Raw genomic sequence first — 25,377 nt, 5'->3', positions numbered from 1 at the left:
GCTTGCTCTGGTGTCGACCAAGGTCGACACCCACCAACAGCCGTCAGTAGTGCAGTACGCAGTCCCGGCAGATCGCGGGAACCTGTCGAAGGCGGGGTGGGTCCGGTTGCGGGGGCGTGAGCCGCATGGATGCGGCGACCGAGCTTACATGGACGTACTTGCAGCGTCCCCCGCAACCGGACCCACCCCGCCATCCCACGGATAGCCAGCTTTTGACGTTGACGTTGCTTCTGCGGGTGCAGGGCGCAGCCCTGCAAACAAACCCCACCCTCAGTAACGAGGCCGGCCTTCTTCCAGCACCTGGCGCAGGAACGGCACGGTGATCCGCCGCTTCGCCGCCAGTGACTCGCGGTCCAGCCAGTCCAGCAGCGTGATCAATCCACCCAGCTCGCGCCCGGTGTGCGACAGCAGCCACTCGATGGCCGCCTCGTCGATCGCCAGCCCACGCCGCAGTGCACGCTCACGCAGCACCGCCGCGCGACCTTCCTCATCCAACGGCTGCAGCAGCACGCGCACGCACTGGCCCAGGCGCGAGCGCAGGTCGGGCAGTACCAGGCCCAGCTCTTCCGGCGCCTTCTGCGCCGTGTACAACACGGTAACGCCCGCAGCGCGCGCACGGTTGTGGAAATCGAACAGCGCGATCTCGTCCTCGCGGTTGCCGGCAACCTCGTCCAGGCCATCCAGCGCCACCAGTTCGCGCACCTCCAGCCCATCCAGCGCCGCGCGCACGCGACCGGCGGCGCTGGCCAGCGGCACGTAGGTCGGCAGGCGGCCGGCCTGCTCGGCGCTGGAACACATCGCCAGCGCCTGATGGGTCTTGCCGGTGCCCGCCGCCCCTTCCAGGTAGACCCAGTCGTGGCTGGCGCCCACCGCGATCGCGCGCAGCTGCGCCAGCGCGCCATCCGGCGCGCCGATGAAGGTCTCCAGGCGCTGGTCCCGCGGGTAATGCAGGGCCAGCGGCAGTTGCGGCACACCCATCACTTCAGGTCGGGGCCCTTGTCGTTCGGAATGATGATATGGGGGGCATCGACCACGCCATCAAGCACGATCGCCGGCTTCTCGCCCACGTACAGCTCGCTCTGGCGGTAGCGCTGGTGCGCGTAGCGCAGCAGCACGTTGGTCACCGCCGCCACCGGCAGCGCCAGCAGCATGCCGAGGAAGCCGAACAGCTGGCCGCCGGCCATCACCGCGAAGATCACCGCCACCGGGTGCAGGCCGATCTTGTCGCCGACGATGCGCGGGGTCAGCACGTAGCTTTCCAGCAGCTGGCCCACGGTGAACACCACGCCGACCAGGATCAGCAGCTTCAGGTCGAAGCCCTGCGCCTGCACCAGTGCGGCGATGATCGCCATCAGGATGCCGGTGGTCGCGCCCAGGTAAGGGATGAAGCTGATGAGGCCGGCAATCAGGCCGATCAGCAGGCCCAGCTTCAGGCCAACCAGCGACAGGCCACCGGCATAGATCACGCCCAGCGCCAGCATCACCAGGAACTGGCCGCGGATGAACGCGCCCAGCACCTCGTTGGATTCGCGCGCCAGCGCGCTGATGGTGCCGATCTGGTTGCGCGGAATCACCGACGCGACCCGCTCGACCAGCTTGTCCCAGTCACGCAGGAAGTAGAACGCCAGGATCGGCAGCAGCAGGATGTTGACCACCCAGGTCACCATCGCGAAGCCCGAGCGCGAGACGTAGCCCATGAACGTGGTGGCGAAGCCGCCGGCCTGCTGCCAGTGGCTGCGCACCCATTCGATCAGGCGGTCCGGGTCCAGCCACTGCATCACTTCCAGGCCGGTCTTCTGCTCGAACCAGGGAATGCCCTTTTCCATCAACCACGCCTGTGCCTGCGGCGCGACCGCGATCAGGGTGGTGATCTGGCGCTCGATCATCGGCACCAGCACCAGCAGCAGCGCCACGATCACCAGCACCATCGCGGCGAACACCAGCACCACGCCGGTCATGCGCGAGCGGCCGGTGGCCTCGATGCGGTCCACCAGCGGATCGCCCAGCCAGGCCAGCGCCAGCGCCAGCACGAAGGGAGTCAGGATCGGCGCCAGCAGCCACACCACCCAGCCGACCAGGCCGGCGAACAGGATGTACTTCAGGCGGCGCAGGAACTGCGCGATTTCCGCTTCCGGGGTCAGAGTCATCGCAGGCGGTACTCGTTGCTGACCGGGGCGGCCACCGGAGTACCGGTGGTGTCATCGATCGGCGTCGGCAGGGCCGGCAGCGGTGCGCTCGGCACCACCACACCGTTGTCGCCCAGCATGCGGTTGAAGCCGGCCAGGCCGGTGGTCATCTCCAGGCTCAGCTCCAGCTGGCCGGCCGAGGCGTGCAGCGGGGTGACGTTGCGCACCACCGGCACCTCGCGCAGGCCGGCAGCCAGGCGCAGGTAGTCATCGGCACTGTTGATGCCGGTGACCACTACACGGTAGGTGCCGGCCTGGCCGACGGCGGCGCCCGCCTTGGCATAGCGCTTGACCAGCGCATCGGCGGCACCATCGGCACCGGCGGCCATCGCACGCATGGCGTTGGCGTCCTTGCTGGTCCACTTGTTCAGCTCACGGCCGTTGTCGACGAACACCCAGTCCGCCTGCCAGCCACCGTTGGCGCGGTAGAGCTTGCCGATCAGCTGCATCGGCGGCGAGTAGCGCGAAGAGGCGCGGGCCACGGCGGCGCTGTCCTGACGCCAGATGGCACCGGCCAGTGCCTGTTCGGCGGCACCACCGCTGGGCAGGCCCAGCTTGTAGCCGCGCTCGATGGCGCGGTTCAGCAACGGCCGGGCGGCGTTGGCCTGCTGCACGCTGACCAGGCGCGGACCACTGCCGTCGTCGACGGCCAGCCACAGCACCGGCTTCGGGCGCGGCTGCGGCCACAGCGGCAGGCCCAGCGCCGACACCAGCGAATCGACATCGTCCTCGCGGAAGCGGGCCACCAGCAGGGTACGGAAGCTGGGGGCGCCACTGGCGCTCACGCTCTGGTCCTGCTTGTAGTCGTAGCTGGCCACGTAATCCTTGGCATTGCGCAGCGCCTGCGCCACGCCAGGGCGCGACATCACGCTGCGATCGCCGGACAATTTGCCCAGTACAACGCTCAAGGCGCGGGCCAGGGCGCCGTTGCGGTCGGCTTCGGCTTGGCTGTTGACGGGCACTTCGGCCTCGTACGCGCCAGTGGCGGTGGCAACATCACCCTCGGTGCGCAGGCCGCTCTGGGCCATCGTGGCCACCGGCAGGCTCAGCGCAAGGAGCAGGGTCAGAATCAGGCTGCGGCGCATCAGGACATCCATTGGCTCGACGTATCCGGGGGAATTGTTGCCCGAATACGGCCTTTGCGCCAATGCGGCCTGTTAAAATCGCCCGTTCAACCCCTGCCAGCGCCGACGCCCGTGACCAACACCCCGTCTTCCGCCCCCTCCCCCCTCACCTATCGTGACGCGGGTGTCGACATCGACGCCGGCAACGCGCTGGTCGAGCGGATCAAGCCCCTGGTCAAGCGCAGCTTCCGCCCGGAAGTGATGGGTGGCCTGGGTGGCTTCGGCGCCCTGTTCGACCTGTCCAACAAGTACCGCGAGCCGGTGCTGGTGTCCGGTACCGACGGCGTGGGCACCAAGCTGAAGCTGGCCCACCAGCTGAACCGCCACGATACGATCGGCATCGACCTGGTCGCCATGTGCGTGAACGACGTGCTGGTGCAGGGTGCCGAACCGCTGTTCTTCCTGGACTACTTCGCTACCGGCAAGCTGGACATCGACACCGCCGCGGCGGTCGTGGGCGGCATCGCCAACGGCTGCACCGAGGCCGGCTGCGCGCTGATCGGCGGCGAAACCGCTGAAATGCCCGACATGTATGCCCCGGGCGAGTACGACCTGGCCGGCTTCACGGTCGCTGCGGTCGAGAAGAGCGAGCTGAAGGACGGCGCCAGCGTGGCCGCCGGCGACGTGCTGATCGGCATCGCCTCGTCCGGCCCGCACTCCAACGGTTACTCACTGGTGCGCCGCATCTACGACCGCGCCGGTCGCCCGGCCGATCTGGAGCTGGAAGGCGGCGTGAAGCTGGTCGATGCGCTGATGGCGCCGACCCGCCTGTACGTCAAGCCGATCCTGTCGCTGCTGAAGTCGCACGGCGAGGCCATCCATGGCATGGCCCACATCACCGGTGGCGGCCTGACCGAGAACATCATCCGTGTGGTGCCCGAAGGCCTGGGCCTGGACATCCAGGCCTCGTCGTGGACCCTGCCGCCGGTGTTCCAGTGGCTGCAGAAGGAAGGCGCGGTGGCCGACAGTGAAATGTGGCGCACCTTCAACTGCGGCATCGGCTTCGTGCTGATCGTGGCGCCGGACCAGGTGGCTGCAGTGTCCGACGCGGTCAAGGCGCAGGGCCTGGAGCACTGGACCATCGGCCAGGTGGTCACCGCCGAAGGCGCCGAGCGCGTCCACATCGGCTGATCCCGGCAACCCAGGAGCCCGCATGGACGCAACGCCCCCCTTGTCGCCCGCCCCCGTGCCGCCGCCGCTGGCGACGGTACCGGTGTTCAGCGCGCAGGATGCCGATCACCTGCGCATGCTGGCCATCGCGCACTACGTGGTCGGCGCCCTGATCGCGCTGTTCTCGCTGATCTTCATCATCCACATCGTGCTGGGCATCACCGCGCTCACCGGCAACCTGCCGATGAATTCCGGCGGCCAGCCGTCATCGCCGGCCGAGGAACGCCTGTTCGGCTGGATGTTCACCATCGTCGGCTGCGTCATCGTGTTCGGCGGCGTGACCCTGGGCGCGTTCGTGGCCTACGCCGGCCGCTGCCTGACCCGTCGCCGCCGCTACCTGCTGTGCCTGATCGTGGCCGGCTTGGCCTGCCTGTTCACGCCGATCGGCACCGCACTGGGGGTGTTCAGCCTGATCACCCTGCTGCGCCCGCAGGTCAAGGCCGCCTTCGACCTTCCCGCCACGACCGCATGACTGCCTCCGGCAATCCGCCGCCGCTGCCGCATCAGACCCTGGCGCAGCTGCAGCTGACCAGCCATCTGCAGACACTGAGAGTGCTGTTCCATGCACTGGCCTGTTTCCACTGGGTCGCCGCAGTGGCGTTCCTTGGCCTCAGTGGATGGGTGGCCCACTCACGCGGGCTGGACGACGCCTGGATGCTGACCTCGATCTATGCCTCCATCGCCCTGCTGGCCGCCGTGCTGGGGTTCGTGCAGCTGCACACCGCGCGCCAGCTGTCACATCGCACGGGGCTGGCCTGGTGCCAGCGCGCGGCCTGGCTGGGCGTGCTGGCCGGCCCGCTGGGCATGGCCTTGGCCGCCTATGCCTGGGTGTTCCTGTCCAAGCCTGAAATGGCCGCGCTGTTCGACCGCGGCGACCACCTCAGTGTCTGAACCTGCCGGCAGACGCCCCGTCCTTTCCTGATCGATTTCCCATGTCCGCGCCTGCCCTCCCGACGTCCACTTCACCCACCACCCACCGCTTCTCGGGGCCCAAGAAGCTGGCCTTTGCCACCGTACTGGCGGTGTTCGCAATCAGCTGGGTCCACCCGCTGTGGCCTACCGAACAGGCCCTGCACAGCACCCTGACCGTGATCGGGCTGGCCGCGCTGCTGTGGGTCGACCGTCGCGGCGGCTGGCTGGGCAACGGCGCCTTCATCGCCATCTGTGGCTTCATCGCGCTGCACTGCGTGGCGGCGCGCTGGCTGTATTCCAACGTGCCCTACGACGCTTGGGCGCAGGCGCTGACCGGCTGGTCGCCGAATGCGGCCTTCGGCTGGCAGCGCAATCACTTCGACCGCCTCATCCACTTCCTGTTCGGCGTCTGCTTCACTCCCGCGCTGCTGCAGCTGGCGCGCCATGCGTGGCCCGCGCTGCGCCTGGGCCAGGCCTTCACCCTGGCGGTGATGACGGTGATGTGTGCCAGCCTGGTCTACGAATGGTTCGAGTGGGCCATCGCGCTGGCGCTGTCGCCGGATGCCGCCGAGGCCTACAACGGCCAGCAGGGTGACATGTGGGATGCGCATGCCGACATGCTGATGGCGACCGTCGGCAGCCTGCTGACGTGGCCACTGATCCGCCGGAGTTCCCTGCAATGACCGCCCCAACCCGCATCGCCGTGCTCGCCTCGGGCCGCGGCAGCAACCTGCAGGCCATCCTCGACGCGATCGGCAGCGGCCGCCTGCCGGCCGAGGTGGTCGGCGTGTTTTCCGACCGCCCCGCCGCGGAGGCCCTGCAGCGCGTCGCACCGAACCTGCGCTGGGCACACGCACCGAAGTCCTTCAGTGACCGCGCCAGCTACGAGCAGGCACTGGGCGATGCGCTTGCCGCAGTACAGCCGGACTGGATCGTCTGTGCAGGCTACATGCGCATCCTCGGCGCGGCCTTCGTACAGCGCTTCGATGGCCGGCTGGTCAATATCCATCCGTCGCTGCTACCGCTGCACAAGGGCCTGGACACCCATGCCCGGGCGCTGCAGGCCGGCGATGCCGAGCACGGCGCCAGCGTGCACCTGGTGGTGCCGGAGCTGGATGCCGGAGCCGTGCTGGCGCAGGTACGTGTACCGGTGCAGCCAGGTGATGACGCGCACAGCCTGGCCGAGCGCGTGCTGGCGGTGGAGCATCCGCTGCTGATCGCCACCCTGCAGCTGTTGTGCGAGGGCCGCCTGGCTGAACGGGAGGGTCAGCCCTGGCTGGACGGTCACCCCCTGTTTAGCCCCTTGGCCCTAGATTCCGCCGGAAACCTGAACCGGTAACGCCCTTGCACACGCCCTGCTGACTGCGGGGCTGGCATCCTGCCCCCCTCCTGCGGTCCCTGTCCTCCATGAAGACCACGACCCTGCTGTCCACTTCATTGCTGCTGTCGCTTGCCGTGTTCCCCGGCGTGGGCTGGGGACAGGCACCGGCGCCCGCAACCCCGCCGGCACCGGTGCCCGCAGCGCAGCCGCCTGCCGAGGCGCCGGTCGTACCGATGCCACCGGCACTGGCCTGGGAGCCACCGCCGCTGCAGCCGTTCAGCGCCACCTACCAGGCCTTCTACAAGGGCAAGGAAGCGGGCGATGCCAGCATGCAGGTCACCCACACCGGCGGCAGCCAGTGGCGGGTGGACATGCAGGTGGTCGGCCGCCGCGGCTTTGCCAGCGTGCTGGGCCTGAACATCGAACAGAGCACAGTGTTCGAGGAGCGCAGCGGCGTGTATGCGCCGCTCAGCCAGAGCACGGTGCGCAAGGGCCTGTTCCTGGGCAAGAAGGCGGTCGGTACCTACAACTGGCAGGCCGGCACCGCGCAATGGACCGGTGACGTCAAGAAGGAACGCGCGCAGCCGATCCCGCTGCAGGCGGGCGACCAGAGCGCGCTGCTGATCAATCTGGCGATCATGCGCGATGCCCGCCCGGGCGCCGCCATGCACTACCGCTACGTGGACATGGGCAAGGTCCGCGAACACGACTACCAGGCCGCGCCGCAGACCGAGAACGTCGAGGTCGGCGACCTGTCCTACAACGCGCTGCGGGTCTACCGGACCAACGGCGGCAGAAACGAAACCATTCTCTGGATCGCCAACGGTGTCCCCACCCCGGTGCGCATCCTGCAACGCGAAGACGGCGAAGATCGCGTCGATCTGCGCCTGATCGAATACCAAGGAGTCTGAGCATGAACACCCTGACCCGCCCCCTCACCTGGATCGCAGCCGCTGCCCTGACCGTGGCCAGCCTGCCGGCCATGGCCCTGGAACCGTTCAAGGCGGATTACCTGGCCAGCTACATGGGCATGCAGGCCAACGGCACCATGACCCTGGCCAGCGAAGGCAGCAACAAGTGGCGCTACAGCCTGCAGGTGAAGAACCAGCTGGCCGACCTCAGCCAGAGCACGGTGTTCGAGGAAGTCCGTGGCCAGCTGCGCCCGCTCAGCAGCCAGGACCGTTCGGCGCTGCTGGTGAAGAAGCGCAACGTGCAGGCCAACTACAACTGGACCAGCAACCAGGCCACCTGGACCGGCGACATCAAGCCGGACCGTGCGGGCCCCATCGCGCTGAAGGCGGGCGACATGGACGCGCTGCTGATCAACCTGGCGATCGCCCGTGACCTGGCCGCCGGCAAGCCGCTGACCTATCGCATGGTCGACGAAGGCCGCATCAAGAACATGACATACCGCGTGATCGGCAAGGAATCGATCACCGTGGGCGGCAAGAGCTACGAGGCCACCAAGGTCTCGCGTGCCGACGGCAACAAGGAACTGATCGCCTGGATCGTGCCGGAGTTTCCGGTGCCGGCGCGCATGCTGCAGCGTGAGAGCGGCCGCGATGCGCTGGACCTGACCATCAAGGCGATGAACTGACCGGAGATCCACGTCATCCACGCATGGCGCGGATGGGTGTATCCCAAAAAGAAACGCCCGCTTTCGCGGGCGTTTTCTTATTTCTTCGCTTCGGCCGGTTTGTCTTCGGCCGCCTTGAACTCGGTGCGGCAGTCCACGCGGATCTGCTCACCGGTGCTGCGCCAGACGAAGGTGCGGCAATGACGGTTGCCGTCCTGGCTGTCGTTCACTGCGACCGCATAGAACGACTCGATGATTTCATCACGCGAGACCGTGCCATCGCCATTCCAGTCCATGTCCTTCTGCTCGATGCCCCGGGTGATGGCGATGTTGGCGTACCAGGCATAGCCCAGCCACGCCAGCACGATCAGCACCAGGGCCAGCAGCGCCTTGCGACGCGGGCTGAACTTGCCGCGCAGGATCATGGCACGCGCCGGATGGTGGCGCCGAGCGAAGACAGCTTCTCTTCGATGTTCTCGTAGCCACGGTCAAGGTGGTAGATGCGGTCGATGGTGGTGTCGCCGCTGGCCATCAGGCCGGCCAGGATCAGCGACGCCGACGCACGCAGGTCGGTGGCCATCACCGGTGCACCGCTCAGGTGCTCGCTGCCACGCACGATGGCGGTGTGGCCTTCGACCTGGATGTCCGCGCCCAGGCGCAGCAGTTCGTTGACGTGCATGAAACGGTTCTCGAAGATCGTTTCGTTGATCACGCCCACGCCGTCGGCCACGCAGTTGAGCGCCATGAACTGCGCCTGCATGTCGGTCGGGAATGCCGGGTACGGCGCGGTGGTCAGGTTGACCGCTTTCGGCCGCTTGCCCTGCATGTCCAGGGTGATGGTGTCGTCGGTGGTCTCGATCTTCGCACCGGCCTCGACCAGCTTGGACAGCACCGCGTCCATGGTGTTCGGGCGCGCACGGTTGACCGTGACCTTGCCACCGGTCATCGCTGCGGCGACCAGGAAGGTGCCGGTCTCGATGCGGTCGGGCAGCACTTCATGGCGGCCACCGGACAGGCGCTCGACGCCTTCGATCACCAGGCGGGCGGTGCCCAGGCCTTCGATCTTCGCGCCCAGCGCGATCAGGCAGTGCGCCAGATCGGTCACTTCCGGTTCCATCGCGCAGTTGTCGAGGATGGTGGTGCCTTCAGCCAGCACCGCACCCATCAGCACGTTCTCGGTGCCGGTGACGCTGACCATGTCGAAGGTGAAATGGCCGCCCTTCAGGCGCTTGGCGGTGGCCTTGATGAAGCCGTTTTCGACCACGATCTCGGCACCCAGCGCCTGCAGGCCCTTGATGTGCTGGTCGACCGGACGCGAACCGATCGCGCAGCCGCCGGGCAGCGACACTTCGGCCGCGCCGAAGCGGGCCAGCAGCGGGCCCAGCACCAGGATCGAAGCGCGCATGGTCTTGACCAGCTCGTAGGGTGCCACGTGCTGGTTGACCGAGCGCGGGTCGACCACGATCGCGCTGCCGCGCGACAGCGTGCCCTGGTCGATGGTGACCTTGGCGCCCAGCTCGCCCAGCAGCTTCACCGTGGTGACCACGTCGTGCAGGTGCGGCACGTTGGTGATCTCCACCGGCGCATCGGCCAGCAGGGTCGCGCAGAGGATGGGGAGGACGGCGTTCTTGGCGCCGGAGATGCTCACTTCACCGTGCAGCGCAGCGCCGCCGGTCACAACGATCTTGGCCATGTATTCGGGATCTTCTGCGGTTCAGCCGGCTTCGGCCGGGGTCACGGTTTTCAGCGCCAGCGCGTGGATCGCGCCCCCCATCAGGTCGCCCAGCGTGGCATACACCATGCGGTGGCGGGCCAGCGGCATCTTGCCGGCGAAGGCCTCGCAGACCACGGTCGCTTCGAAATGCACGCCATCGTCGCCCTGCACGTCGGCGCGGGCGCCAGGCAGGCCGGTTTCGATCAGATTGCGGATGGTGTCGGCGTCCAACGGGCTTTCCTAATAAAATGTGCGTCCATTCTACTTCCGCTGCGTGGCGTCCGCATGGCCGAATCCCTGTTGCCCCCCCGTTCCGTCGACCCTGCCGGCCTGGTCGCCAGCGGCCGCCGCGTCTTCGAGATCGAGCGGCAGGCGCTGGATGCCGTGGCCGACCGCCTTGGCGAGGCCTTCCAGCAGGCCTGCCAGGCGATCCTGGCCAGCCACGGGCGGGTGGTCGCCACCGGCATGGGCAAGTCCGGGCATATCGCCCGCAAGATCGCCGCCACCCTGGCGTCCACCGGTACGCCGGCGTTCTACGTGCATCCCGGTGAAGCCGGCCACGGCGACCTGGGCATGATCACCGAAGACGACGTGGTGCTGGCCCTGTCCTATTCGGGCGAGTCCGACGAGGTGCTGATGCTGCTGCCGGTACTCAAGCGCCAGGGCAACGTGCTGATTTCCATGACCGGCCGCCCGCAGTCCAGCCTCGCCACCGCCGCCGACATCCATCTGGATGTGAGTGTGCCGGCCGAGGCCTGCCCGCTGGCGCTGGCGCCGACCTCCAGTACCACCGCCTCGCTGGCGATGGGCGATGCGCTGGCTGTGGCCCTGCTCGACGCACGCGGCTTCACCGCCGATGACTTCGCCCGCTCGCACCCGGCCGGCAGCCTCGGCCGCCGCCTGTTGCTGCACATCACCGACGTGATGCACACCGGCGAGGACCTGCCCAGCGTGGGCGCCGACGCCAGCCTCAGCGAAGCGCTGATGGAAATGAGCCGCAAACGGTTGGGCATGACCGCCGTGGTCGATGCCGACGGCGTGCTGATCGGCCTGTTCACCGACGGTGACCTGCGCCGTGCGCTGGACAGCGCGCTGGACGTGCGCACCGCAAAGATCGCCGATGTGATGACCCGCAACCCGCGCACCATCGGTGCTGACCAGCTCGCGGTCGAGGCGGCCCGGCAGATGGAAACCCAGAAAATCAATGGCCTGATCGTGGTCGATGGCCAGGGCCGCGCGGTCGGCGCCCTGAACATTCATGACCTGTTGCGGGCCCGGGTGGTTTAACCGAGAGTCCATCAACCCCATTCAGTCTGTAACGCCGCACCTGCCCCCAACGAGTCTGCCGCCCTGATGCCCTGGTCCCCCCTGCCCGCCTTCCCCGCCCACCTGCATGCCGCCGCGGCCCGTATCCGCCTGGCCTGCTTCGACGTGGACGGCACCCTCACCGACGGTCGGCTGTACTACGACAAGGACGGCAACGAGAGCAAGGCGTACTTCGTGCAGGATGGCCTGGGCCTGAAACTGCTGCAGCAGCACGGTATCCACCCCGTGCTGATCACCGCGCGCAACAGCCAGTCCGCGCTCAAGCGCGGCGCCGACCTCGGCATCGACACCCAGATCGCCGTGGGCGACAAGCTGGCCAGCGTGCAGGCGTTGTGCGCGCAGCACGGCATCGGCCTGGAACAGGTGGCGTTCATGGGCGATGACCTGCCCGACCTGGCGCCACTGGGTGCTGTCGGCCTGGCGGTGGCCCCGGCCAACGCCCATCCGTGGATCGCCGAGCGCGTGCACTGGCAGACCCGTGCCGAGGGCGGGCTGGGCGCCGCACGTGAGCTGTGCGACATCCTGCTGGCCGCCCAGGGCCATGTGGACGCCGTGCTGGCGAGGTTCGGCGCATGAACCTGCCCACCCTGAACTGGCGCACCGTGCTCGGCATCGGCCTGCTGCTGGCCGCCCTGCTGAGCAGTTGGGCGGCGCTGCGCAACCGTGACAAGGGCCCGGCCAGTGGCGGCCAGGAAGTCGGCGTGGATTACGTCCTGCATGACTTCCAGATCGTCGCCCTGGATGAGCAGGGCAAGGAATCGACCACCCTGCGTGCGCCGCTGCTGGAGCGCCAGCGCGGTGACCAGACCATCAACATCGCCACGCCGCTGTTCGAGATGCCGGACAAGGATGGCAAGCACTGGACCCTGCGTGCCGAGACCGGCTGGCTCAGTGCCAAGGGCGACGAGATGAAGCTGCGCGGCAATGTCGCCGGCGACAGCCCGGCCGGCCCGGGCACGGTGCCGACCACCTTCCGCACCGATCATCTGGACGTGTTCCCGAAGGAAAACCGCGCCCACACCGACGCCCTGGTGACCATGACCCGCCCGGGCATGGAACAGTCCGGCGTCGGCTTCGAAGTGGATTCGAAGAACAACACGTATCATTTCCTCAGCCAGTCCAAGGGCCGCTACACGCCCAAGCACTGATTCCGCCGCCAGCCTGCGACGTCTCCGGACAGGCGCAGGGCCGGCAGCCCCATCCGCCCGCCCCCGGCCCGCCCGGGCGGCCTCCACCGGTAGAACGGACCCCGATGAAGATTCCCTTTGCCGCCGTACTCGCGCTCGGTCTTCTTGTCCCCAGCGCCGCCTTCGCCAAGTCCACCGACCGCAACGAAGACATGCACATCGATTCCGGCGCCCAGTCGGGCATGCTCACCGGCGACGGCAAGACCGTGCTGTCGCAGGGCGTGATCATCACCCAGGGCACGCTGGACCTGCGCTCGTCCGAGGCCGAGATCTACCTCAAGGACGGCGAGGCCGTGCGCGTGGTGTTCACCGGCAAGCAGGCCAAGATGAAGCAGCAGCTCGATGACGGCACCTGGATGGACGCGCTGGCTGATCGCATCGATTACGACATCAAGACCGAGATCATCACCCTGACCGGCAACTACAAGGTCACCAGCGCCCGCGGCACCAATGCCGGCCAGCGCATGGTCTACAACACCCGCACCGGCGAGATGAACTCCGGTGGCGACGGCAGCCGCGTGCGCACCGTCATCCCGCCGAAGAACAAGACCCCGGCCGCGCCTGCGGCACAGCCCAGGGCCACCACGCCGGCGCAGCCGGCCGGGAGCAGGAAGTAATGCTCGTCGCCAAGGGCCTGCGCAAGAAGTACAAGCAGCGCGAAGTGGTCAAGGACTTCGGGCTGACCCTCGACGCCGGTGAAGTGGTCGGCCTGCTCGGCCCCAACGGCGCCGGCAAGACCACCTGCTTCTACATGATCGTCGGCCTGGTTGCGGCTGACGCTGGCAGCATCGTGCTCGATGGCAAGGACATCACCGGTGACCCGATGTACACCCGCGCCAAGCAGGGCGTGGGCTATCTGCCGCAGGAACCGTCGGTGTTCCGCAAGCTGACCGTGGCCGACAACATCCGCCTGGTGCTGGAACTGCGCGAGGACCTCGATTCGAAGGGCCGCGAACGCGAATTGAACAGCCTGCTCGACGAACTGCAGCTGGGCCACGTCGCTGACCAGCTCGGTGCCAGCCTGTCCGGTGGCGAACGTCGCCGCTGCGAGATCGCCCGCGCACTGGCCGCGCAGCCGCGCCTGATCCTGCTCGACGAACCGTTCGCCGGTGTCGACCCGATTTCGGTCGGCGAGATCCAGCGCATCGTCACCCATCTCAAGCAGCGTGGCATCGGCGTGTTGATCACCGACCACAATGTGCGCGAGACCTTGGGTATCTGCGACCGCGCGTATATCCTCGCCGAGGGCAGCGTGCTGGCCCAGGGTTCGCCGGAGGCGATCCTGGACAATGCCGACGTGCGTCGGGTCTACCTTGGGGATTCCTTCAAGCTGTGACTGCGGTCGCCGGGTCCCTTTCCTTCCTTTCGGCACAGGCATGAAGACTCGGCTGCAGACATCGTTGGGACAGCACCTGGTGCTCACGCCCCAGTTGCAGCAGGCGATCAAGCTGCTGCAGATGTCCACCACCGAGCTGGAGCTGGAAATCGCGCAGGCGGTGGAAAGCAATCCACTGCTGGACTGGGCCGACAGCAGTGACAGCAGCAGTACCGCCAACGAAGCCGGCGATGGCAACGACAGTGATGCCCCCGCAGAACGCACCGATGCCGGTGACGATTGGGCGCCGGCCGAACTGGACTGGAGCGCGGCCGGCAGCGGTGGCAGCTTCGACGATGACGACGACAACGGCAGCGCTGCCGAGCGCGTAGCCGAAACCGAAACACTGGCCGACCATCTGCTGTGGCAGCTGCATCTGTCGCATCTGTCCTCGCGTGATCGCAGCATCGGCGCGGCACTGATCGATGCATTGGACGACGACGGGTACCTGCGCGAGCCGCTGGCCACCATCGCTGAAACCCTGTTGCCGGCGATCCACGCCGACGAGGACGAGATCCTCGCCGTGCTGCATCGCATCCAGCGCTTCGATCCGGTGGGTGTGGCTGCACGCACGCTGGGCGAATGCCTGCTGCTGCAGCTGGATGTGCTGGCCGGCGACACGCCCGGCCTGATCCTGGCGCGGCAGATTGCCGCAGGCCCCTTGGAACGGTTGCCGCGCAGCGGCGTCGCCGGGCTTGCCCATGAGTTGAAGCAGCCGCTGGACGAGGTCGAGACTGCCGTGGCGCTGCTGCGCTCGCTGGACCCGCGCCCAGGCACGCAGATCGCACCGCTGTCGCAGGACACCTATGTGGTGCCGGACGTGGTGGTGTGGCGGCAGAACGGCGTGTGGCGCGCGGCGCTGGCCGCGCATGCCGGGCCGAAGGTGGTGATCCACCGCGGCTACGAACAGCTGATCCGACGCTGTGGCGACGCCGATGCCGGCTACCTGCGTGCCCAGCTGCAGGAAGCGCGCTGGCTGCTGAAAGGGCTGCAGCAGCGTGGCGAAACCCTGCTGCGCGTCGTGCGCAGCCTGATCCTGCAGCAGGCCGGCTTCCTTGAATTCGGTGAGCAGGCGCTGCGTCCACTGACCCTGCGCGAGATCGCCGCCGAGCTCGGCCTGCACGAATCCACGGTCTCGCGCGCGATCGCCCGCAAGCACGTGCGTACCCCGCGAGGCACCCTGCCGCTGCGCGCCTTCTTTGCCTCCGGCATTGATACCGAGGGCGGTGGCGAGGCGTCCAGCACCGCCATCCAGGCGATGATCCGGCGCCTGATCGACGACGAGAACCCGCGCAAGCCGCTTTCTGACGCCAAGCTGGCTGACCTGCTCAAATCATCGGGAATTCCAGTAGCGCGGCGCACCGTGGCGAAGTATCGTGAAGCCATGAACATTTCCGCCTCGCACGAAAGGGTCAGAATCGCTTGACGCGCCGCCGCGCCCGGCGGAGAGGTTCATTGGCACATCCGAACACAGGAGAAACCCGATGCGCATCGAAACGTTTGGCAAAGATGTCGAAGTCACCCCGGCCCTGCAGTCCTATGTAGAGGAAAAGCTGGCCCGGATCGGCAAACACTTCGACCAGCACTGCGAAGCGCGGGTGACCCTCAAGCTGCAGAAGACCGAACACCACGTCGACGCCAGCCTCAACATTCCCGGCCAGACCCTGCACGCCGAGGCCAATGCCCAGACCATGTATGCCGCGATCGACCTGCTTGCGGACAAGCTTGACCGCCTGGTGATCAAGCACAAGGAGAAAAAACAGCAGCACGCGCCGCTGCCGGTGGGCGACAATGGTGGCTGATCGCCACCGTTCCCCGCAGACATGCCCCTGACTGACCTCCTGGCGGCCGTGCAGACCCAGCTCTGCACGGCCACCGACCGCGACAGCGTCCTGCAGGCCGCCGCCGGGTTGCTGGCCTGCCGCCAGGCCAACGCCGAACAGATCTATCTGAACCTGTGCCAGCGCGAAGCGCTGGGCAGCACCGTGATCGGTCACGGCATCGCCATTCCCCACGGCCGCGCGCCAACCCTGGACCGCCCCCGCGGCGCCCTGCTGCGGTTGGCCACCCCGGTCGACTTCGGCGGCGACGAGCCGGTGGACCTGGTGTTCGCCATGGCCGTCCCCGCCCACTACACCCACCAGCACCTGATGCTGCTGTCCGAGCTGGCCGAGCTGTTCTCCGCGCCGGACATCCGCCAGGCCCTGCGCGAAGCGGGCGATGCCCGGGCCCTGCGCGAGGCGCTGGACATGACCCCACCTGCGAGCGCCGCATGAATACCAGCATCACCGCCCGTGAACTGTTCGAACAGCAGCGCGAGCGGCTGGGGCTGCGCTGGGCTGCCGGCAAGTCCGGCGAGAAGCGCGAGCTGGAGGCCGGCAACACGGTCTCGCGGCGCCCCTCGCTGGCCGGCTACCTCAACGCCATCTATCCCAACAAGGTGCAGATCCTGGGCACCGAGGAACTGTCCTGGCTGGATGCGCTGGAACCGCGCCAGCGCTGGGAGACCATCGAAAAGATCATGCAGTCGCACCCGCTGGCGCTGGTGCTGACCCGCAACCAGGCCTGCCCGGAAGACCTGCGCGCCGCCGCCGATGAATCCGGCACGCCGCTGTGGCTGTCGCCCAAGCGCGGCCACGAACTGCTCAACCACCTGTCCTACCACCTGGCGCGTACGCTGGCGCCGCGGGTGATCCTGCATGGCGTGTTCATGGAGATCTACTCGATCGGCGTGCTGATCACCGGCGAGGCTGGATCGGGCAAGAGCGAGTTGGCGCTGGAACTGCTCAGCCGTGGCCATCGCTTGGTCGCAGACGATGCCCCCGAATTCACCCAGATCGCGCCCGACGTACTCGACGGCACCTGCCCCGAGCTGCTGCAGGACCTGCTGGAAGTGCGCGGCCTGGGCGTACTGAACGTGCGCGAGATGTTCGGCGACACAGCTGTAAAGAAGAACAAGTACCTTCGGCTGATCGTCCACCTGACCAAGCCGATGACCGAACCCACCCCGCATGGCTACGAGCGCCTGACCGGCGACTCGGGCACCCGCCATGTGCTGGACCTGGATGTTCCGCTGATCACCCTGCCGGTGATGCCTGGCCGTAACCTGGCCGTGCTGACCGAAGCCGCCACCCGCCTGCATATCCTGCGTACCAAGGGCATCGACCCGGCGGCGATGTTCATCGCCCGCCACAGCAACCTGCTGGAACGGCGAACGCCCTGATTCCCCTGCCCTTCGAAGAGCCTGTCCATGAGCACCGCAACCCCCTCCGCCCCGACCCTGATCATCGTCAGCGGCCTGTCCGGCTCGGGTAAATCCGTCGCCCTGAAGACCTTCGAGGACCAGGACTACTACTGCTCGGACAACCTGCCGATCCACCTGCTGCCTGACTTCGTGCGCAGCCTGCTGGCCAACCACGACGGCAGCGCGCCGCGTCGGCTGGCGGTGGGCATCGACGTGCGCGGCCAGGCCGACCTGAGCCAGCTGGGCGACTGGCGGCAGCTGGCCACCGACGCCGGCGTGGAAGTGAAGGTGCTGTTCTTCGAGGCCAGCGATGAAACGGTGCTCAAGCGCTATGCCGACACCCGCCGTCGCCATCCGCTGAGCCAGCTGGGCCTGTCGCTGCCCGAAGCGATCGCCCGCGAGCGCGAGCTGACCGCACCGCTGCGCCGCGAGGCCGATGCGGTGATCGATACCAGCAACCTCAACGTGCATCAGCTGCGGCGGCGGATCATCACCGAGTTCACGATGGACCATGCCACCGGCCTGTCGCTGCTGTTCGAATCGTTTGCCTACAAGCGCGGCGTGCCGGCCGAAGCGGACTTCGTGTTCGACGCGCGGGTGCTGCCCAATCCACACTGGGACCCGGACCTGCGCGCGCTCAGCGGCCGTGAGCCTGGCGTGCGTGACTACCTGGAAGCGCAGCCGGACGTGCAGCGCTACCTGGCCCAACTGATGGATTTCCTCGATACCTGGCTGCCGAAGCTGGGGGATGGCACCCGCAGCTACGTGACCGTGGCGTTCGGCTGCACCGGTGGCAAGCACCGTTCGGTGTTCCTCGCCGAGCGCCTGGCCCGGCATGCCCGCGAGATGGGCTGGGAAGACGTGGCCACGTACCACCGCGAACAGGATTGAGGGTGGTCGGCCGGGCTGCGCCCGGCACCCGCCGGTAGTGCCGGCCGCTGGCCGGCAACAGCAACAGCAAAAGCAAAAGCGGCATTCCGTGGGATGGCGGGGCGATGTGGGCAGGCAGGACACGCCGTGAACCCCTCCCTGGGGGCTCGATGGCGCCATCCATGGCGCCAACGGTCCTGCCTACCCACACCGCCCCGCCTCTGACAGATTCCGTGTGCTGTTGGTGGGTGTCGACCTTGGTCGACACGATCCACGCCATGCGTGGATGAATCTCGGTCAGGCATAGAAAAACGCATGGGGTCGGATCCCTTTTCCAGGGGAAAAGGGCTCTGACCCTGGCAACACTGAATACGGGACACAGTGCCCCTCTCCTGCTGCTATCGCCAATTCACCTTGACCTGTTAACGTGCAGTAATGACCTGTGGCATTCTCCTCGTAACACATCCCGGGGTCGGCACCGCCCTGCTTGACGTGGCGACCCGGCTCCTGCGGCAGTTGCCGCTGAAAACCGAAGCTTTCGAAGTACCGTTCGACGCAGACCTGGATGCTCTTCTCCCGCTTGCCTCGGCCGCTCTGCGGCGGGTCGATGGCGGTGAAGGTGTGCTGATCCTGACCGACCTGTACGGCGCCAGCCCCGCCAACCTTGCCGGGCAGCTGGCCCGTCTGGGGACCCCGGTTCGCCGGGTGTCGGCGCTGAGCCTGCCGATGTTGCTGCGGGTGATGAATTATCCGGAACAGGGACTGGATCAACTGCCCGCCACAGCCGCGGCGGGTACCCGTAATGGAGCGATAGTCGACGATGCTTGAACGAGAACTCACCGTGAGCAACCGCCTGGGCCTGCATGCCCGGGCCACCGCCAAGCTGGTGCAGACCCTGGCGCCGTTCCGCTGCAACGTGACCATGGCCGCCAAGGGCCGTGAGATCAACGCCAAGAGCATCATGGGCGTGATGCTGCTGGCCGCCGGCCAGGGCACCCCGGTCACGGTGCGCATCAACGGCGAGGACGAAGCCGCCGCGATGGAAGCGGTGGTCGGCCTGTTCGAACGCCGCTTCGACGAGGACAGCTGAGCGTGCCACGCGCGCGTGCCGCCCAGGTCCCTTCCAGCCAGCGGCCGGTACAGCTGCTGGCCGGGCACGGTGCTGCCCGTGGCGCGGCGATGGGCCGGGCACGGGTGCGCCTGCCGCATGCGCTGGAAGTGGCCGAGCAGCGCATCGCCGCCCATCAGATCGAGGCCGAACTGGCCCGCCTGCACCGGGCGGTGGATGCCGCGCGCACGGAAATGCACGAGCTGCGCCAGCGCCTGCATGGCGCCTTGAACCAGGAAGTGGGCGAGTTCCTCGACCTGCATGCCCTGCTGCTGGACGATCCCGAGCTGTTGTTCGGGCTGGACGAACTGATCCGCAGCGGCCCCTACAGCGCCGGCTATGCACTGCGCCTGCAGCGTGACCGCCTGGCCAAGGTCTTCGATGGCATGGACGATGCCTATCTGAAGAGCCGCATGGACGACCTGGACCATGTGATCGGCCGCATCCACGCCTTCCTGCAGCCCGAACGGCCGCCGGTGATGAAGGGCCTGGCCGGGGAGATCCTGGTCTGCGACAACATCGCCCCGTCCGAGCTGGCGCAGCTGCAGGCGCAGGGCGTGGTCGGCATCGTCACCGCCGCCGGCAGCGCGCTGTCGCACAGCGCCATCCTGGCGCGCAGCCTGCACCTGCCCCTGATCGTCAACGTGCCGCAGCTGCTCAGCCGCATCGCCGATGGCGACGTGCTGATCATCGATGGCGCCGACGGCAGCATCACCGCCAACCCGCAGGCCGACAACCTGCGCGACTACCGCGCGCGCCTGAAAGAGCATGCGCGCGAGCAGCGCGAGCTCGGCCGCCTGCGCAGCAAGCCCAGCCGTACCCGCGACCAGGTCGACATCGCGCTGCTGGCCAATGCCGAATCGCTGGAGGACGTCACCCAGGCACATGCGCTGGGCGCGCAGGGACTGGGCCTGTACCGCACCGAATTCCTGTTCCTGCAGCGCAACGAGCTGCCGGACGAAGAAGAACAGTTCCAGACCTACCGCGATGCCGCATTGGGCATGAGCGGGCGACCGGTCACCATCCGCACGCTCGATCTGGGCGCGGACAAGGCCGACCGTACCGGCCTGACCCTGAGCAATGAAGAGAACCCGGCCTTGGGACTGCGCGGCGTGCGCCTGTCGCTGGCACGGCCGAAGGTGGCCGACACCCAGCTGCGCGCGATCCTGCGGGCCTCGGCCTACGGCAAGCTGCGCGTGCTGGTGCCGATGGTCAGCACCCGCGAGGAACTGCTGGCGGTGCGCCGGCGCATGCTCAAGCTGACCGAACAGCTGCGTGGCGAAGGTCACATGGTGTCCGACCATGTGCCACTGGGGGCGATGATCGAGGTGCCCGCTGCGGCGTTGGCACTGGAGAGCTTCATCGACCTGGTCGACTTCCTGTCGATCGGCACCAACGACCTGGTGCAGTACCTGCTGGCCGCCGACCGCAACAACGAGGCACTGGGCGAGCTGTATTCGCCACTGCATCCGGCCGTGCTGCGGCTGCTGCAGATGGTGATCGAGACCGGTGCGCGGCATCGCATCCCGGTGGCGGTCTGCGGTGAGATGGCCGGTGATGCGCGGATGACGCCGCTGCTGCTGGCGCTGGGCCTGAGCGAGTTCAGCCTGCACCCCGGCACACTGCTGGAGGTGCGCCGCGCGATCCGCGAGGCCGACCTGGCCACGCTGCGTGCGCGCGCACCGAAGCTGCTGGCCGCACGCGACCGCCGCGCCATCGAGCGCTGGCTGGCGCTGGTGGCCGAAACGGCCTGAGCGCCAAGGGCAGTGCCGGCCGCTGGCCGGCAATCGCCGCCATCGAGGTCCGTGAGGTTGCCGGCCAGCGGCCGGCACTACCATCGGCCGCCATGCGTGGCGGCTATGCGTTGAAACATCCCCTTGCGATAATGACGCGCTGAACACCCCTGTTGCCGCATCCTTGCCGGGATCGCGGCTTTTCTTATCCCGCGGGAGCTGCGATGGCTGAAGCTGTACGCCACGACAAGACTGCACGCCAACTGCGGATGCTGTCCGACGCACTGGACAGCGGTCGGCTGGGCCCGGTGCGCCGCCTGGTCAACACCCTGGCCCCGGCCGAGATCGGCAACCTGCTCGAATCGTTGCCGCCGGGCAAGCGCGAGGTGGTGTGGGGCCTGGTCGATCCGGAAGATGACGGCGAGGTGCTGGTCCACGTCGGCGACGACGTGCGCGAGAGCCTGCTCGCGGACATGGACCCGGACGAAATCATCGCCGCGGTCGAAGACCTGGACATCGACGACCTGGCCGACCTGGTCGAAGACCTGCCGGACACGGTCATCGACGAAGTCCTCAAGTCGATGGACCGCGAGAACCGCGAGCGCCTGGAGCAGGTGCTGTCCTACCCCGAGGACAGTGCCGGGCGCCTGATGAACCCGGACGTGGTGACCGTGCGCGCCGACGTCAACGTCGACGTGGTGCTGCGCTACCTGCGCCTGCGAGGCGAACTGCCCGACCACACCGACCACCTGTTCGTGGTCAGCCGGCGCCATCAATACCTCGGCCGGGTGTCGCTGGCGGCACTGGTGACCCACGAGGACACCACCCCGATCAACCGCCTGATCGACGACGAGCAGCCGGCGATCGATGTCGGCGAAAGCGACCAGGAGGTCGCCCGCCAGTTCTCCGACCATGACTGGATCTCCGCGCCGGTGGTGGACGACAACAACATCCTGGTCGGCCGCATCACCATCGATGACGTGGTCGACATCATCCGTGGACAGGCCGAGCACCAGGCGCTGGGCGCCGCCGGCCTGGACGAGGACGAAGATCTGTTCAGCCCGGTCTGGCGCGCCATGCGCCGCCGCTTGATGTGGCTGTCGGTCAACCTGTGCACGGCGTTCCTGGCCTCCAGCGTGGTCGGCCACTTCGAGGGCACCATCGACAAGCTGGTGGCGCTGGCGGTGCTGATGCCGATCGTTGCCGGCCTCGGTGGCAACGCCGGTACCCAGGTGCTGGCGCTGATGGTGCGCGGCCTGGCGCTGGGCCAGGTGGGCGCCTCCAACGCGCGCACCCTGTTGTGGAAGGAGGTCCGGGTTGCGCTGTTGAACGGCGTGATGCTCGGCTCGGTGCTGGGCCTGATCGTATTGGCCTGGTTCCATTCACCCGGTCTGTCTGCGGTGATCGCCATCGCGCTGACCTGCAACCTGCTGTTCGCAGCGCTGGCCGGCGTGCTGGTGCCGCTCACACTGAAGCGCTTCGGCTTCGATCCGGCGCTGGCCAGTGGCATCTTCCTGACCGCCGTGACCGACTCGATGGGCTTCTTCACTTTCCTCGGCCTGGCCACGCTGGTGCTGCTGCACTGACCGCATCGAGGATCGGCCCCCGCCACGCGGGGCGCTGACCCCACCCAACTGGAACACCCATGGCAACAACGATCGAAAACTATTTCCAGCCCGGCTGGCGCGACCAGCAGCACACCTGCCCGGCCTGCGAATGGAAGGGCAGCTCGCGTGCCATGGAGATGGAGCTGGACGAGGACGCCACCGAGTACGACTGCCCGGTCTGCGAGAACCCGCTGCTGGTGGTGCTGCATCCGGACATGGCACAGGTGCAGGCAGCTGCCGCCGAAGGCAACGCCGAGGCACAGGAGCAGTTGGACATCATCGCCAGTTTCCCGCGCCCGCAGTGACGCGGCGCACGATGCCGCATTGACGTGTGGCGGACTACGATGCGGTCATACCTGCCGCCTCGGGAATCCCCATGGTCCGTTCGATGTCGCGCTGGCTGCCGCTGCTGGCCCTTCTGATGATGAGCGGTTGCACTTCGCTGCCGGACAGCGCGCGTGGTCGCTTCGAAGCACGTGCGGTGAAGGTGGAGGGGGAGACCGCCTACTATCAGGTGTTCATTCCGGCCGGCGTGCAGGCCGCCGCTCCCACCCACCTCCCGGTCATCCTGTTCCTGCACGGCTCCGGCGAGCGCGGTGCCGATGGCGTCAAGCAGACCTACGCCGGGCTGGGGCCTTACCTGCGCGAGCATCCCGACTTCCCCGCCCTGGTGGTGTTCCCACAGGTACCGGGCCATGAGGAGTGGAGCGGCCGCAACAACCGTGCGGCAGTGGCCGCACTGGACGCCACGATCGCCGAATTCGGCGCCGACCCGGCACGGCAGTACCTGACCGGCATGTCGATGGGCGGCTACGGCAGCTGGAACATCGCGCTGGACGACCCGCGCCGCTTTGCCGCGATCGTCCCCGTCTGCGGCGCGGTACTTGCACCACGCGCGAAGCGCCCGACCCTGTTCGTCGAGCAGGTCGCCCAGGAAACCGATCCGTATGCCGTGATCGCGCAGCGCCTGCGGCACACGCCGATCTGGATCTTCCACGGCGCGCTGGACGACGTGGTGCCGCCGGACGACGACCGCAGGCTGCACGCCGCCTTCCAGGGCGCCAGCGCACGCGACGTGCGCTACACCGAGTACCCCGACGGCAACCACAACGCCTGGGATGCCACCTATGCGGACCCGGCAATGTGGGAATGGCTGTTCGCGCAGAAGCGGTGAGTCGCGGCTTCCGGTAGCTGCCCACCAGGGTTGGATCCTGGCTCCAGTGGCTGTCTATCCTGGTTGGATCCTGGTTTCGGTGGGTGCCAACCTTGGTTGGCACTATCTGTCCGCCCCCATGAACTCCGCCTTGGCAGAACCTTCGAGTTCCCACTGACACCACGCATGCGGGTACTGGCCAAGCTGCGTTGCCAGCCCCACCCTGATCGGATTCGCCATCACATACATCGCGTGCCGGAACAGCGATTCATCAGAGCGGACTGCATGATCGTGATAGCAGGACTGCCAGAAGCGCCCCATCCTGCCCAGTACCCTGTTTGCGTGCACGGCCGTACGCGACTTGAAGCGCTTCATGACAACGTCGAGCGATGCCGCGCGCAGTTGCATCAACCAGTGGATGTGATCCGGCATGACCACGTAGGCAATCGAATGGGTCAGACCTTCCAGATCCAGACGCCGGAACTCCTGCATGGCGGTATCCGCAACGGCGTCGTTGGCGAACAGTGCCGCCCGGCCATGCACGTTCGTTGTGAGGATGTAGCTCTGGCCAATAGTGGAGTGACGGCCCAGCAGGAGGCGGGCGCTGTTCATGCAGAAGAGCATGGACGGGCGCATGTTCCCTGAATATCGGGAAATCACCTTCGCCCGGGTAGGGCAGTGCCAACCAAGGTTGGCACCCACCAGAACAACAGCGCCAACCAAGGTTGGCGCCTACCACAGCAGCAGTACCAACCAAGGTTGGCATCTACCAAAGCAGTGGGTGCCAACCTAGGTTGACACCTACCAAGCGGGGATCAGCCCAGCAGGGTTTCCAGCACGGCCATGCGCACGGCGACGCCGTTGGCGACCTGGCGCAGCACCCACGACTGCGGGCCATCGGCCACCTCGTCGGTCACTTCCACGCCGCGGTTGATCGGGCCCGGGTGCAGCACCGCCGCATCCTTGCCGGCGCGGGCCAGGCGCTCGGTGGTCAGGCCGTACTGCGTGTGATACTGCTCCAGCGACGGCACCAGGCCTTCTTCCATGCGCTCGCGCTGCAGGCGCAGCATCATCAGCGCGTCGACGCCTTCCAGCATCGCGTCGAAATCATCGCCGACCACGCAGCCCTTCAGGGTCTCGTCGTCCGGCAGCAGCGACTGCGGGCCGCAGACGCGGATCTCGCCCACGCCCAGCGTGCGCAGCGCATGCAGGTCGGTGCGGGCCACGCGCGAGTGCTTCACGTCGCCGACGATCACTACCTTCAGCTTCGAGAAATCCGGGCCCTTGGCCTGGCGCAGGGTCAGCATGTCCAGCAGGCCCTGGGTCGGGTGCGAACTGCGGCCGTCGCCGGCGTTGATCAGTGCGGTGCCCTCGCCCGCAGCGTCGGCCAGTGCGGCCACGGCGCCATCATCCGGGTGGCGCACCACGAAACCGCGCACGCCCATCGCTTCCAGGTTGCGCAGCGTGTCGCAGGCGGTTTCGCCCTTGCGCGTGGACGAGGTCGAGGCATCAAAATTCAGTACGTCGGCGCCCAGCCGCTGTGCGGCCAGCTGGAACGAGCTGCGGGTGCGCGTGGACGGTTCGAAGAACAGCGTGCACACCGCCGAACCGGCCAATACGTGGCGCTTGTTGCCGACGCGGCCGACTGCGGCATCGCGGATCTGCCCTGCCCGATCGAGCAGCTGCAGCAGGGTCTCGCGCGGCAGGCCCTCCAGGGTCAGCAGGTGGCGCAGGCGTCCGGAGGCATCGATTTGCTGGGCGGTCATGGCGG

At 67.5% G+C, this 25,377-nt stretch carries 31 protein-coding genes; 23 read left to right on the top strand and 8 right to left on the bottom strand.

The window, feature by feature from the left end:
- Positions 1–270: 270 nt before the first annotated feature.
- The 3 genes from hda to AC5P8D_RS07260 are packed head-to-tail and all read right to left on the bottom strand — an operon-like array spanning position 271 to position 3,283.
- Positions 271–978 (bottom strand): DnaA regulatory inactivator Hda, encoded by a 708-nt coding sequence (hda, locus tag AC5P8D_RS07270; RefSeq protein WP_010483615.1) that lies wholly within the window; start codon positions 976–978, stop codon positions 271–273.
- The gene (locus AC5P8D_RS07265) at positions 978–2,147 is read right to left on the bottom strand and encodes an AI-2E family transporter (RefSeq protein ID WP_010483616.1); all 1,170 of its coding nucleotides are present in this window, start codon (positions 2,145–2,147) and stop codon (positions 978–980) included. Before AC5P8D_RS07265 ends, hda begins: the two co-directional genes overlap by 1 nt.
- Positions 2,144–3,283, bottom strand: a complete 1,140-nt coding sequence (locus AC5P8D_RS07260) for a DUF2066 domain-containing protein (RefSeq protein ID WP_071306288.1) — start codon at positions 3,281–3,283, stop codon at positions 2,144–2,146. Before AC5P8D_RS07260 ends, AC5P8D_RS07265 begins: the two co-directional genes overlap by 4 nt.
- A gap of 99 nt (positions 3,284–3,382) precedes the next feature.
- On the opposite strand from AC5P8D_RS07260, the gene purM reads away from it, so the two are divergent.
- The 7 genes from purM (at position 3,383) to AC5P8D_RS07225 (ending at position 8,310) form a co-directional block, all read left to right on the top strand.
- Positions 3,383–4,441, top strand: a complete 1,059-nt coding sequence (purM, locus tag AC5P8D_RS07255) for a phosphoribosylformylglycinamidine cyclo-ligase (protein ID WP_049434457.1) — start codon at positions 3,383–3,385, stop codon at positions 4,439–4,441.
- 22 nt (positions 4,442–4,463) lie between these two features.
- Entirely contained in the window at positions 4,464–4,952 is a 489-nt protein-coding gene (locus tag AC5P8D_RS07250) for a hypothetical protein (protein WP_019336866.1), read from the top strand.
- Positions 4,949–5,371 (top strand): hypothetical protein, encoded by a 423-nt coding sequence (locus tag AC5P8D_RS07245; RefSeq protein WP_478411952.1) that lies wholly within the window; start codon positions 4,949–4,951, stop codon positions 5,369–5,371. Before AC5P8D_RS07250 ends, AC5P8D_RS07245 begins: the two co-directional genes overlap by 4 nt.
- Positions 5,372–5,412: 41 nt before the next feature.
- Positions 5,413–6,075 carry a DUF2238 domain-containing protein gene (locus tag AC5P8D_RS07240; protein WP_010483625.1) on the top strand — a complete coding sequence of 221 codons (663 nt, stop codon included), beginning with the start codon at positions 5,413–5,415 and terminating at the stop codon, positions 6,073–6,075.
- On the top strand, positions 6,072–6,731 hold the full coding sequence (purN, locus tag AC5P8D_RS07235; RefSeq protein WP_019336868.1) for a phosphoribosylglycinamide formyltransferase: 660 nt from the start codon (positions 6,072–6,074) through the stop codon (positions 6,729–6,731). The genes AC5P8D_RS07240 and purN overlap by 4 nt, the downstream gene beginning before the upstream one ends.
- A gap of 68 nt (positions 6,732–6,799) precedes the next feature.
- Positions 6,800–7,624: a DUF3108 domain-containing protein gene (locus tag AC5P8D_RS07230; protein ID WP_010483630.1), complete on the top strand. Its 825-nt coding sequence runs from the start codon at positions 6,800–6,802 to the stop codon at positions 7,622–7,624.
- Between the two features lie 2 nt (positions 7,625–7,626).
- Entirely contained in the window at positions 7,627–8,310 is a 684-nt protein-coding gene (locus AC5P8D_RS07225) for a DUF3108 domain-containing protein (RefSeq protein WP_010483632.1), read from the top strand.
- A gap of 77 nt (positions 8,311–8,387) precedes the next feature.
- Here AC5P8D_RS07225 and AC5P8D_RS07220 read toward each other — a convergent pair whose 3' ends face one another.
- Genes AC5P8D_RS07220 through AC5P8D_RS07210 form a run of 3 tightly spaced genes read right to left on the bottom strand, consistent with a single transcriptional unit; the run spans position 8,388 to position 10,234 of the window.
- A complete protein-coding gene (locus AC5P8D_RS07220; protein ID WP_010483634.1) occupies positions 8,388–8,714 on the bottom strand; it encodes a hypothetical protein in 327 nt (108 codons plus the stop codon).
- Positions 8,711–9,982, bottom strand: coding sequence for a UDP-N-acetylglucosamine 1-carboxyvinyltransferase (gene murA, locus AC5P8D_RS07215; protein ID WP_010483637.1), 1,272 nt, complete (start codon positions 9,980–9,982; stop codon positions 8,711–8,713). Before murA ends, AC5P8D_RS07220 begins: the two co-directional genes overlap by 4 nt.
- A 21-nt stretch (positions 9,983–10,003) precedes the next feature.
- The gene (locus tag AC5P8D_RS07210) at positions 10,004–10,234 is read right to left on the bottom strand and encodes a BolA family protein (protein ID WP_005408396.1); all 231 of its coding nucleotides are present in this window, start codon (positions 10,232–10,234) and stop codon (positions 10,004–10,006) included.
- Positions 10,235–10,288: 54 nt separating this feature from the next.
- Here AC5P8D_RS07210 and AC5P8D_RS07205 point away from each other — a divergent pair, with 54 nt between their 5' ends.
- From AC5P8D_RS07205 to AC5P8D_RS07130, 16 genes are all read left to right on the top strand, one after another.
- On the top strand, positions 10,289–11,290 hold the full coding sequence (locus AC5P8D_RS07205; RefSeq protein WP_010483640.1) for a KpsF/GutQ family sugar-phosphate isomerase: 1,002 nt from the start codon (positions 10,289–10,291) through the stop codon (positions 11,288–11,290).
- Between the two features lie 66 nt (positions 11,291–11,356).
- Positions 11,357–11,905: a KdsC family phosphatase gene (locus AC5P8D_RS07200; protein WP_010483642.1), complete on the top strand. Its 549-nt coding sequence runs from the start codon at positions 11,357–11,359 to the stop codon at positions 11,903–11,905.
- Positions 11,902–12,477 (top strand): LPS export ABC transporter periplasmic protein LptC, encoded by a 576-nt coding sequence (gene lptC / locus AC5P8D_RS07195; RefSeq protein WP_478411950.1) that lies wholly within the window; start codon positions 11,902–11,904, stop codon positions 12,475–12,477. Before AC5P8D_RS07200 ends, lptC begins: the two co-directional genes overlap by 4 nt.
- Positions 12,478–12,581: 104 nt before the next feature.
- Positions 12,582–13,133 (top strand): lipopolysaccharide transport periplasmic protein LptA, encoded by a 552-nt coding sequence (lptA, locus tag AC5P8D_RS07190; RefSeq protein ID WP_049455548.1) that lies wholly within the window; start codon positions 12,582–12,584, stop codon positions 13,131–13,133.
- Complete coding sequence (gene lptB, locus AC5P8D_RS07185; RefSeq protein ID WP_010483646.1) at positions 13,133–13,852, top strand: LPS export ABC transporter ATP-binding protein; 720 nt, start codon at positions 13,133–13,135, stop codon at positions 13,850–13,852. The genes lptA and lptB overlap by 1 nt, the downstream gene beginning before the upstream one ends.
- A gap of 40 nt (positions 13,853–13,892) precedes the next feature.
- Entirely contained in the window at positions 13,893–15,317 is a 1,425-nt protein-coding gene (locus AC5P8D_RS07180; protein WP_010483648.1) for an RNA polymerase factor sigma-54, read from the top strand.
- A 58-nt stretch (positions 15,318–15,375) separates the two neighbouring features.
- On the top strand, positions 15,376–15,693 hold the full coding sequence (gene hpf / locus AC5P8D_RS07175) for a ribosome hibernation-promoting factor, HPF/YfiA family (protein WP_004147311.1): 318 nt from the start codon (positions 15,376–15,378) through the stop codon (positions 15,691–15,693).
- Positions 15,694–15,714: 21 nt separating this feature from the next.
- Positions 15,715–16,167 (top strand): PTS sugar transporter subunit IIA, encoded by a 453-nt coding sequence (locus AC5P8D_RS07170; protein ID WP_010483653.1) that lies wholly within the window; start codon positions 15,715–15,717, stop codon positions 16,165–16,167.
- Positions 16,164–17,114: an HPr(Ser) kinase/phosphatase gene (hprK, locus tag AC5P8D_RS07165; RefSeq protein ID WP_005408388.1), complete on the top strand. Its 951-nt coding sequence runs from the start codon at positions 16,164–16,166 to the stop codon at positions 17,112–17,114. The genes AC5P8D_RS07170 and hprK overlap by 4 nt, the downstream gene beginning before the upstream one ends.
- 27 nt (positions 17,115–17,141) lie before the next feature.
- Complete coding sequence (gene rapZ / locus AC5P8D_RS07160) at positions 17,142–18,026, top strand: RNase adapter RapZ (protein WP_010483655.1); 885 nt, start codon at positions 17,142–17,144, stop codon at positions 18,024–18,026.
- A gap of 414 nt (positions 18,027–18,440) precedes the next feature.
- The gene (locus tag AC5P8D_RS07155; protein WP_010483657.1) at positions 18,441–18,833 is read left to right on the top strand and encodes a PTS sugar transporter subunit IIA; all 393 of its coding nucleotides are present in this window, start codon (positions 18,441–18,443) and stop codon (positions 18,831–18,833) included.
- On the top strand, positions 18,826–19,095 hold the full coding sequence (locus tag AC5P8D_RS07150; protein ID WP_005408385.1) for an HPr family phosphocarrier protein: 270 nt from the start codon (positions 18,826–18,828) through the stop codon (positions 19,093–19,095). The genes AC5P8D_RS07155 and AC5P8D_RS07150 overlap by 8 nt, the downstream gene beginning before the upstream one ends.
- A 2-nt stretch (positions 19,096–19,097) precedes the next feature.
- The gene (gene ptsP / locus AC5P8D_RS07145; protein ID WP_010483659.1) at positions 19,098–20,867 is read left to right on the top strand and encodes a phosphoenolpyruvate--protein phosphotransferase; all 1,770 of its coding nucleotides are present in this window, start codon (positions 19,098–19,100) and stop codon (positions 20,865–20,867) included.
- A 203-nt stretch (positions 20,868–21,070) separates the two neighbouring features.
- On the top strand, positions 21,071–22,432 hold the full coding sequence (gene mgtE / locus AC5P8D_RS07140) for a magnesium transporter (protein WP_010483662.1): 1,362 nt from the start codon (positions 21,071–21,073) through the stop codon (positions 22,430–22,432).
- A gap of 59 nt (positions 22,433–22,491) precedes the next feature.
- Complete coding sequence (locus AC5P8D_RS07135) at positions 22,492–22,758, top strand: hypothetical protein (protein ID WP_010483664.1); 267 nt, start codon at positions 22,492–22,494, stop codon at positions 22,756–22,758.
- A gap of 71 nt (positions 22,759–22,829) precedes the next feature.
- Positions 22,830–23,627, top strand: coding sequence for a carboxylesterase family protein (locus AC5P8D_RS07130; RefSeq protein WP_495203211.1), 798 nt, complete (start codon positions 22,830–22,832; stop codon positions 23,625–23,627).
- Positions 23,628–23,729: 102 nt separating this feature from the next.
- On the opposite strand, the gene AC5P8D_RS07125 is transcribed toward AC5P8D_RS07130, so the two are convergent.
- Together AC5P8D_RS07125 and AC5P8D_RS07120 are read right to left on the bottom strand one after the other, a co-directional pair.
- Positions 23,730–24,218 (bottom strand): REP-associated tyrosine transposase, encoded by a 489-nt coding sequence (locus tag AC5P8D_RS07125; RefSeq protein ID WP_495203210.1) that lies wholly within the window; start codon positions 24,216–24,218, stop codon positions 23,730–23,732.
- Positions 24,219–24,421: 203 nt separating this feature from the next.
- The gene (locus tag AC5P8D_RS07120; RefSeq protein WP_010483671.1) at positions 24,422–25,372 is read right to left on the bottom strand and encodes an aspartate carbamoyltransferase catalytic subunit; all 951 of its coding nucleotides are present in this window, start codon (positions 25,370–25,372) and stop codon (positions 24,422–24,424) included.
- Positions 25,373–25,377 lie beyond the last annotated feature (5 nt).

It is taken from the genome of Stenotrophomonas sp. YJH_SMC_101-4 (genome assembly GCF_059370395.1).
Note: the sequence above shows the minus strand (reverse complement) of the source record. Positions and strands in the feature narration are given on the sequence as shown.

What these genes read in the sequence shown, in the direction of transcription:
- hda (WP_010483615.1), bottom strand. Translation starts at nt 978, where the DNA reads ATGGGTGTGCCGCAACTGCCGCTGGCCCTGCATTACCCGCGGGACCAG.
- AC5P8D_RS07265 (WP_010483616.1), bottom strand. Translation starts at nt 2,147, where the DNA reads ATGACTCTGACCCCGGAAGCGGAAATCGCGCAGTTCCTGCGCCGCCTG.
- AC5P8D_RS07260 (WP_071306288.1), bottom strand. Translation starts at nt 3,283, where the DNA reads ATGGATGTCCTGATGCGCCGCAGCCTGATTCTGACCCTGCTCCTTGCG.
- AC5P8D_RS07250 (WP_019336866.1), top strand. Translation starts at nt 4,464, where the DNA reads ATGGACGCAACGCCCCCCTTGTCGCCCGCCCCCGTGCCGCCGCCGCTG.
- AC5P8D_RS07245 (WP_478411952.1), top strand. Translation starts at nt 4,949, where the DNA reads ATGACTGCCTCCGGCAATCCGCCGCCGCTGCCGCATCAGACCCTGGCG.
- AC5P8D_RS07240 (WP_010483625.1), top strand. Translation starts at nt 5,413, where the DNA reads ATGTCCGCGCCTGCCCTCCCGACGTCCACTTCACCCACCACCCACCGC.
- purN (WP_019336868.1), top strand. Translation starts at nt 6,072, where the DNA reads ATGACCGCCCCAACCCGCATCGCCGTGCTCGCCTCGGGCCGCGGCAGC.
- AC5P8D_RS07230 (WP_010483630.1), top strand. Translation starts at nt 6,800, where the DNA reads ATGAAGACCACGACCCTGCTGTCCACTTCATTGCTGCTGTCGCTTGCC.
- AC5P8D_RS07225 (WP_010483632.1), top strand. Translation starts at nt 7,627, where the DNA reads ATGAACACCCTGACCCGCCCCCTCACCTGGATCGCAGCCGCTGCCCTG.
- AC5P8D_RS07220 (WP_010483634.1), bottom strand. Translation starts at nt 8,714, where the DNA reads ATGATCCTGCGCGGCAAGTTCAGCCCGCGTCGCAAGGCGCTGCTGGCC.
- murA (WP_010483637.1), bottom strand. Translation starts at nt 9,982, where the DNA reads ATGGCCAAGATCGTTGTGACCGGCGGCGCTGCGCTGCACGGTGAAGTG.
- AC5P8D_RS07205 (WP_010483640.1), top strand. Translation starts at nt 10,289, where the DNA reads ATGGCCGAATCCCTGTTGCCCCCCCGTTCCGTCGACCCTGCCGGCCTG.
- AC5P8D_RS07200 (WP_010483642.1), top strand. Translation starts at nt 11,357, where the DNA reads ATGCCCTGGTCCCCCCTGCCCGCCTTCCCCGCCCACCTGCATGCCGCC.
- lptC (WP_478411950.1), top strand. Translation starts at nt 11,902, where the DNA reads ATGAACCTGCCCACCCTGAACTGGCGCACCGTGCTCGGCATCGGCCTG.
- lptA (WP_049455548.1), top strand. Translation starts at nt 12,582, where the DNA reads ATGAAGATTCCCTTTGCCGCCGTACTCGCGCTCGGTCTTCTTGTCCCC.
- lptB (WP_010483646.1), top strand. Translation starts at nt 13,133, where the DNA reads ATGCTCGTCGCCAAGGGCCTGCGCAAGAAGTACAAGCAGCGCGAAGTG.
- AC5P8D_RS07180 (WP_010483648.1), top strand. Translation starts at nt 13,893, where the DNA reads ATGAAGACTCGGCTGCAGACATCGTTGGGACAGCACCTGGTGCTCACG.
- hpf (WP_004147311.1), top strand. Translation starts at nt 15,376, where the DNA reads ATGCGCATCGAAACGTTTGGCAAAGATGTCGAAGTCACCCCGGCCCTG.
- AC5P8D_RS07170 (WP_010483653.1), top strand. Translation starts at nt 15,715, where the DNA reads ATGCCCCTGACTGACCTCCTGGCGGCCGTGCAGACCCAGCTCTGCACG.
- hprK (WP_005408388.1), top strand. Translation starts at nt 16,164, where the DNA reads ATGAATACCAGCATCACCGCCCGTGAACTGTTCGAACAGCAGCGCGAG.
- rapZ (WP_010483655.1), top strand. Translation starts at nt 17,142, where the DNA reads ATGAGCACCGCAACCCCCTCCGCCCCGACCCTGATCATCGTCAGCGGC.
- AC5P8D_RS07155 (WP_010483657.1), top strand. Translation starts at nt 18,441, where the DNA reads ATGACCTGTGGCATTCTCCTCGTAACACATCCCGGGGTCGGCACCGCC.
- AC5P8D_RS07150 (WP_005408385.1), top strand. Translation starts at nt 18,826, where the DNA reads ATGCTTGAACGAGAACTCACCGTGAGCAACCGCCTGGGCCTGCATGCC.
- mgtE (WP_010483662.1), top strand. Translation starts at nt 21,071, where the DNA reads ATGGCTGAAGCTGTACGCCACGACAAGACTGCACGCCAACTGCGGATG.
- AC5P8D_RS07135 (WP_010483664.1), top strand. Translation starts at nt 22,492, where the DNA reads ATGGCAACAACGATCGAAAACTATTTCCAGCCCGGCTGGCGCGACCAG.
- AC5P8D_RS07130 (WP_495203211.1), top strand. Translation starts at nt 22,830, where the DNA reads ATGGTCCGTTCGATGTCGCGCTGGCTGCCGCTGCTGGCCCTTCTGATG.
- AC5P8D_RS07125 (WP_495203210.1), bottom strand. Translation starts at nt 24,218, where the DNA reads ATGAACAGCGCCCGCCTCCTGCTGGGCCGTCACTCCACTATTGGCCAG.
- AC5P8D_RS07120 (WP_010483671.1), bottom strand. Translation starts at nt 25,372, where the DNA reads ATGACCGCCCAGCAAATCGATGCCTCCGGACGCCTGCGCCACCTGCTG.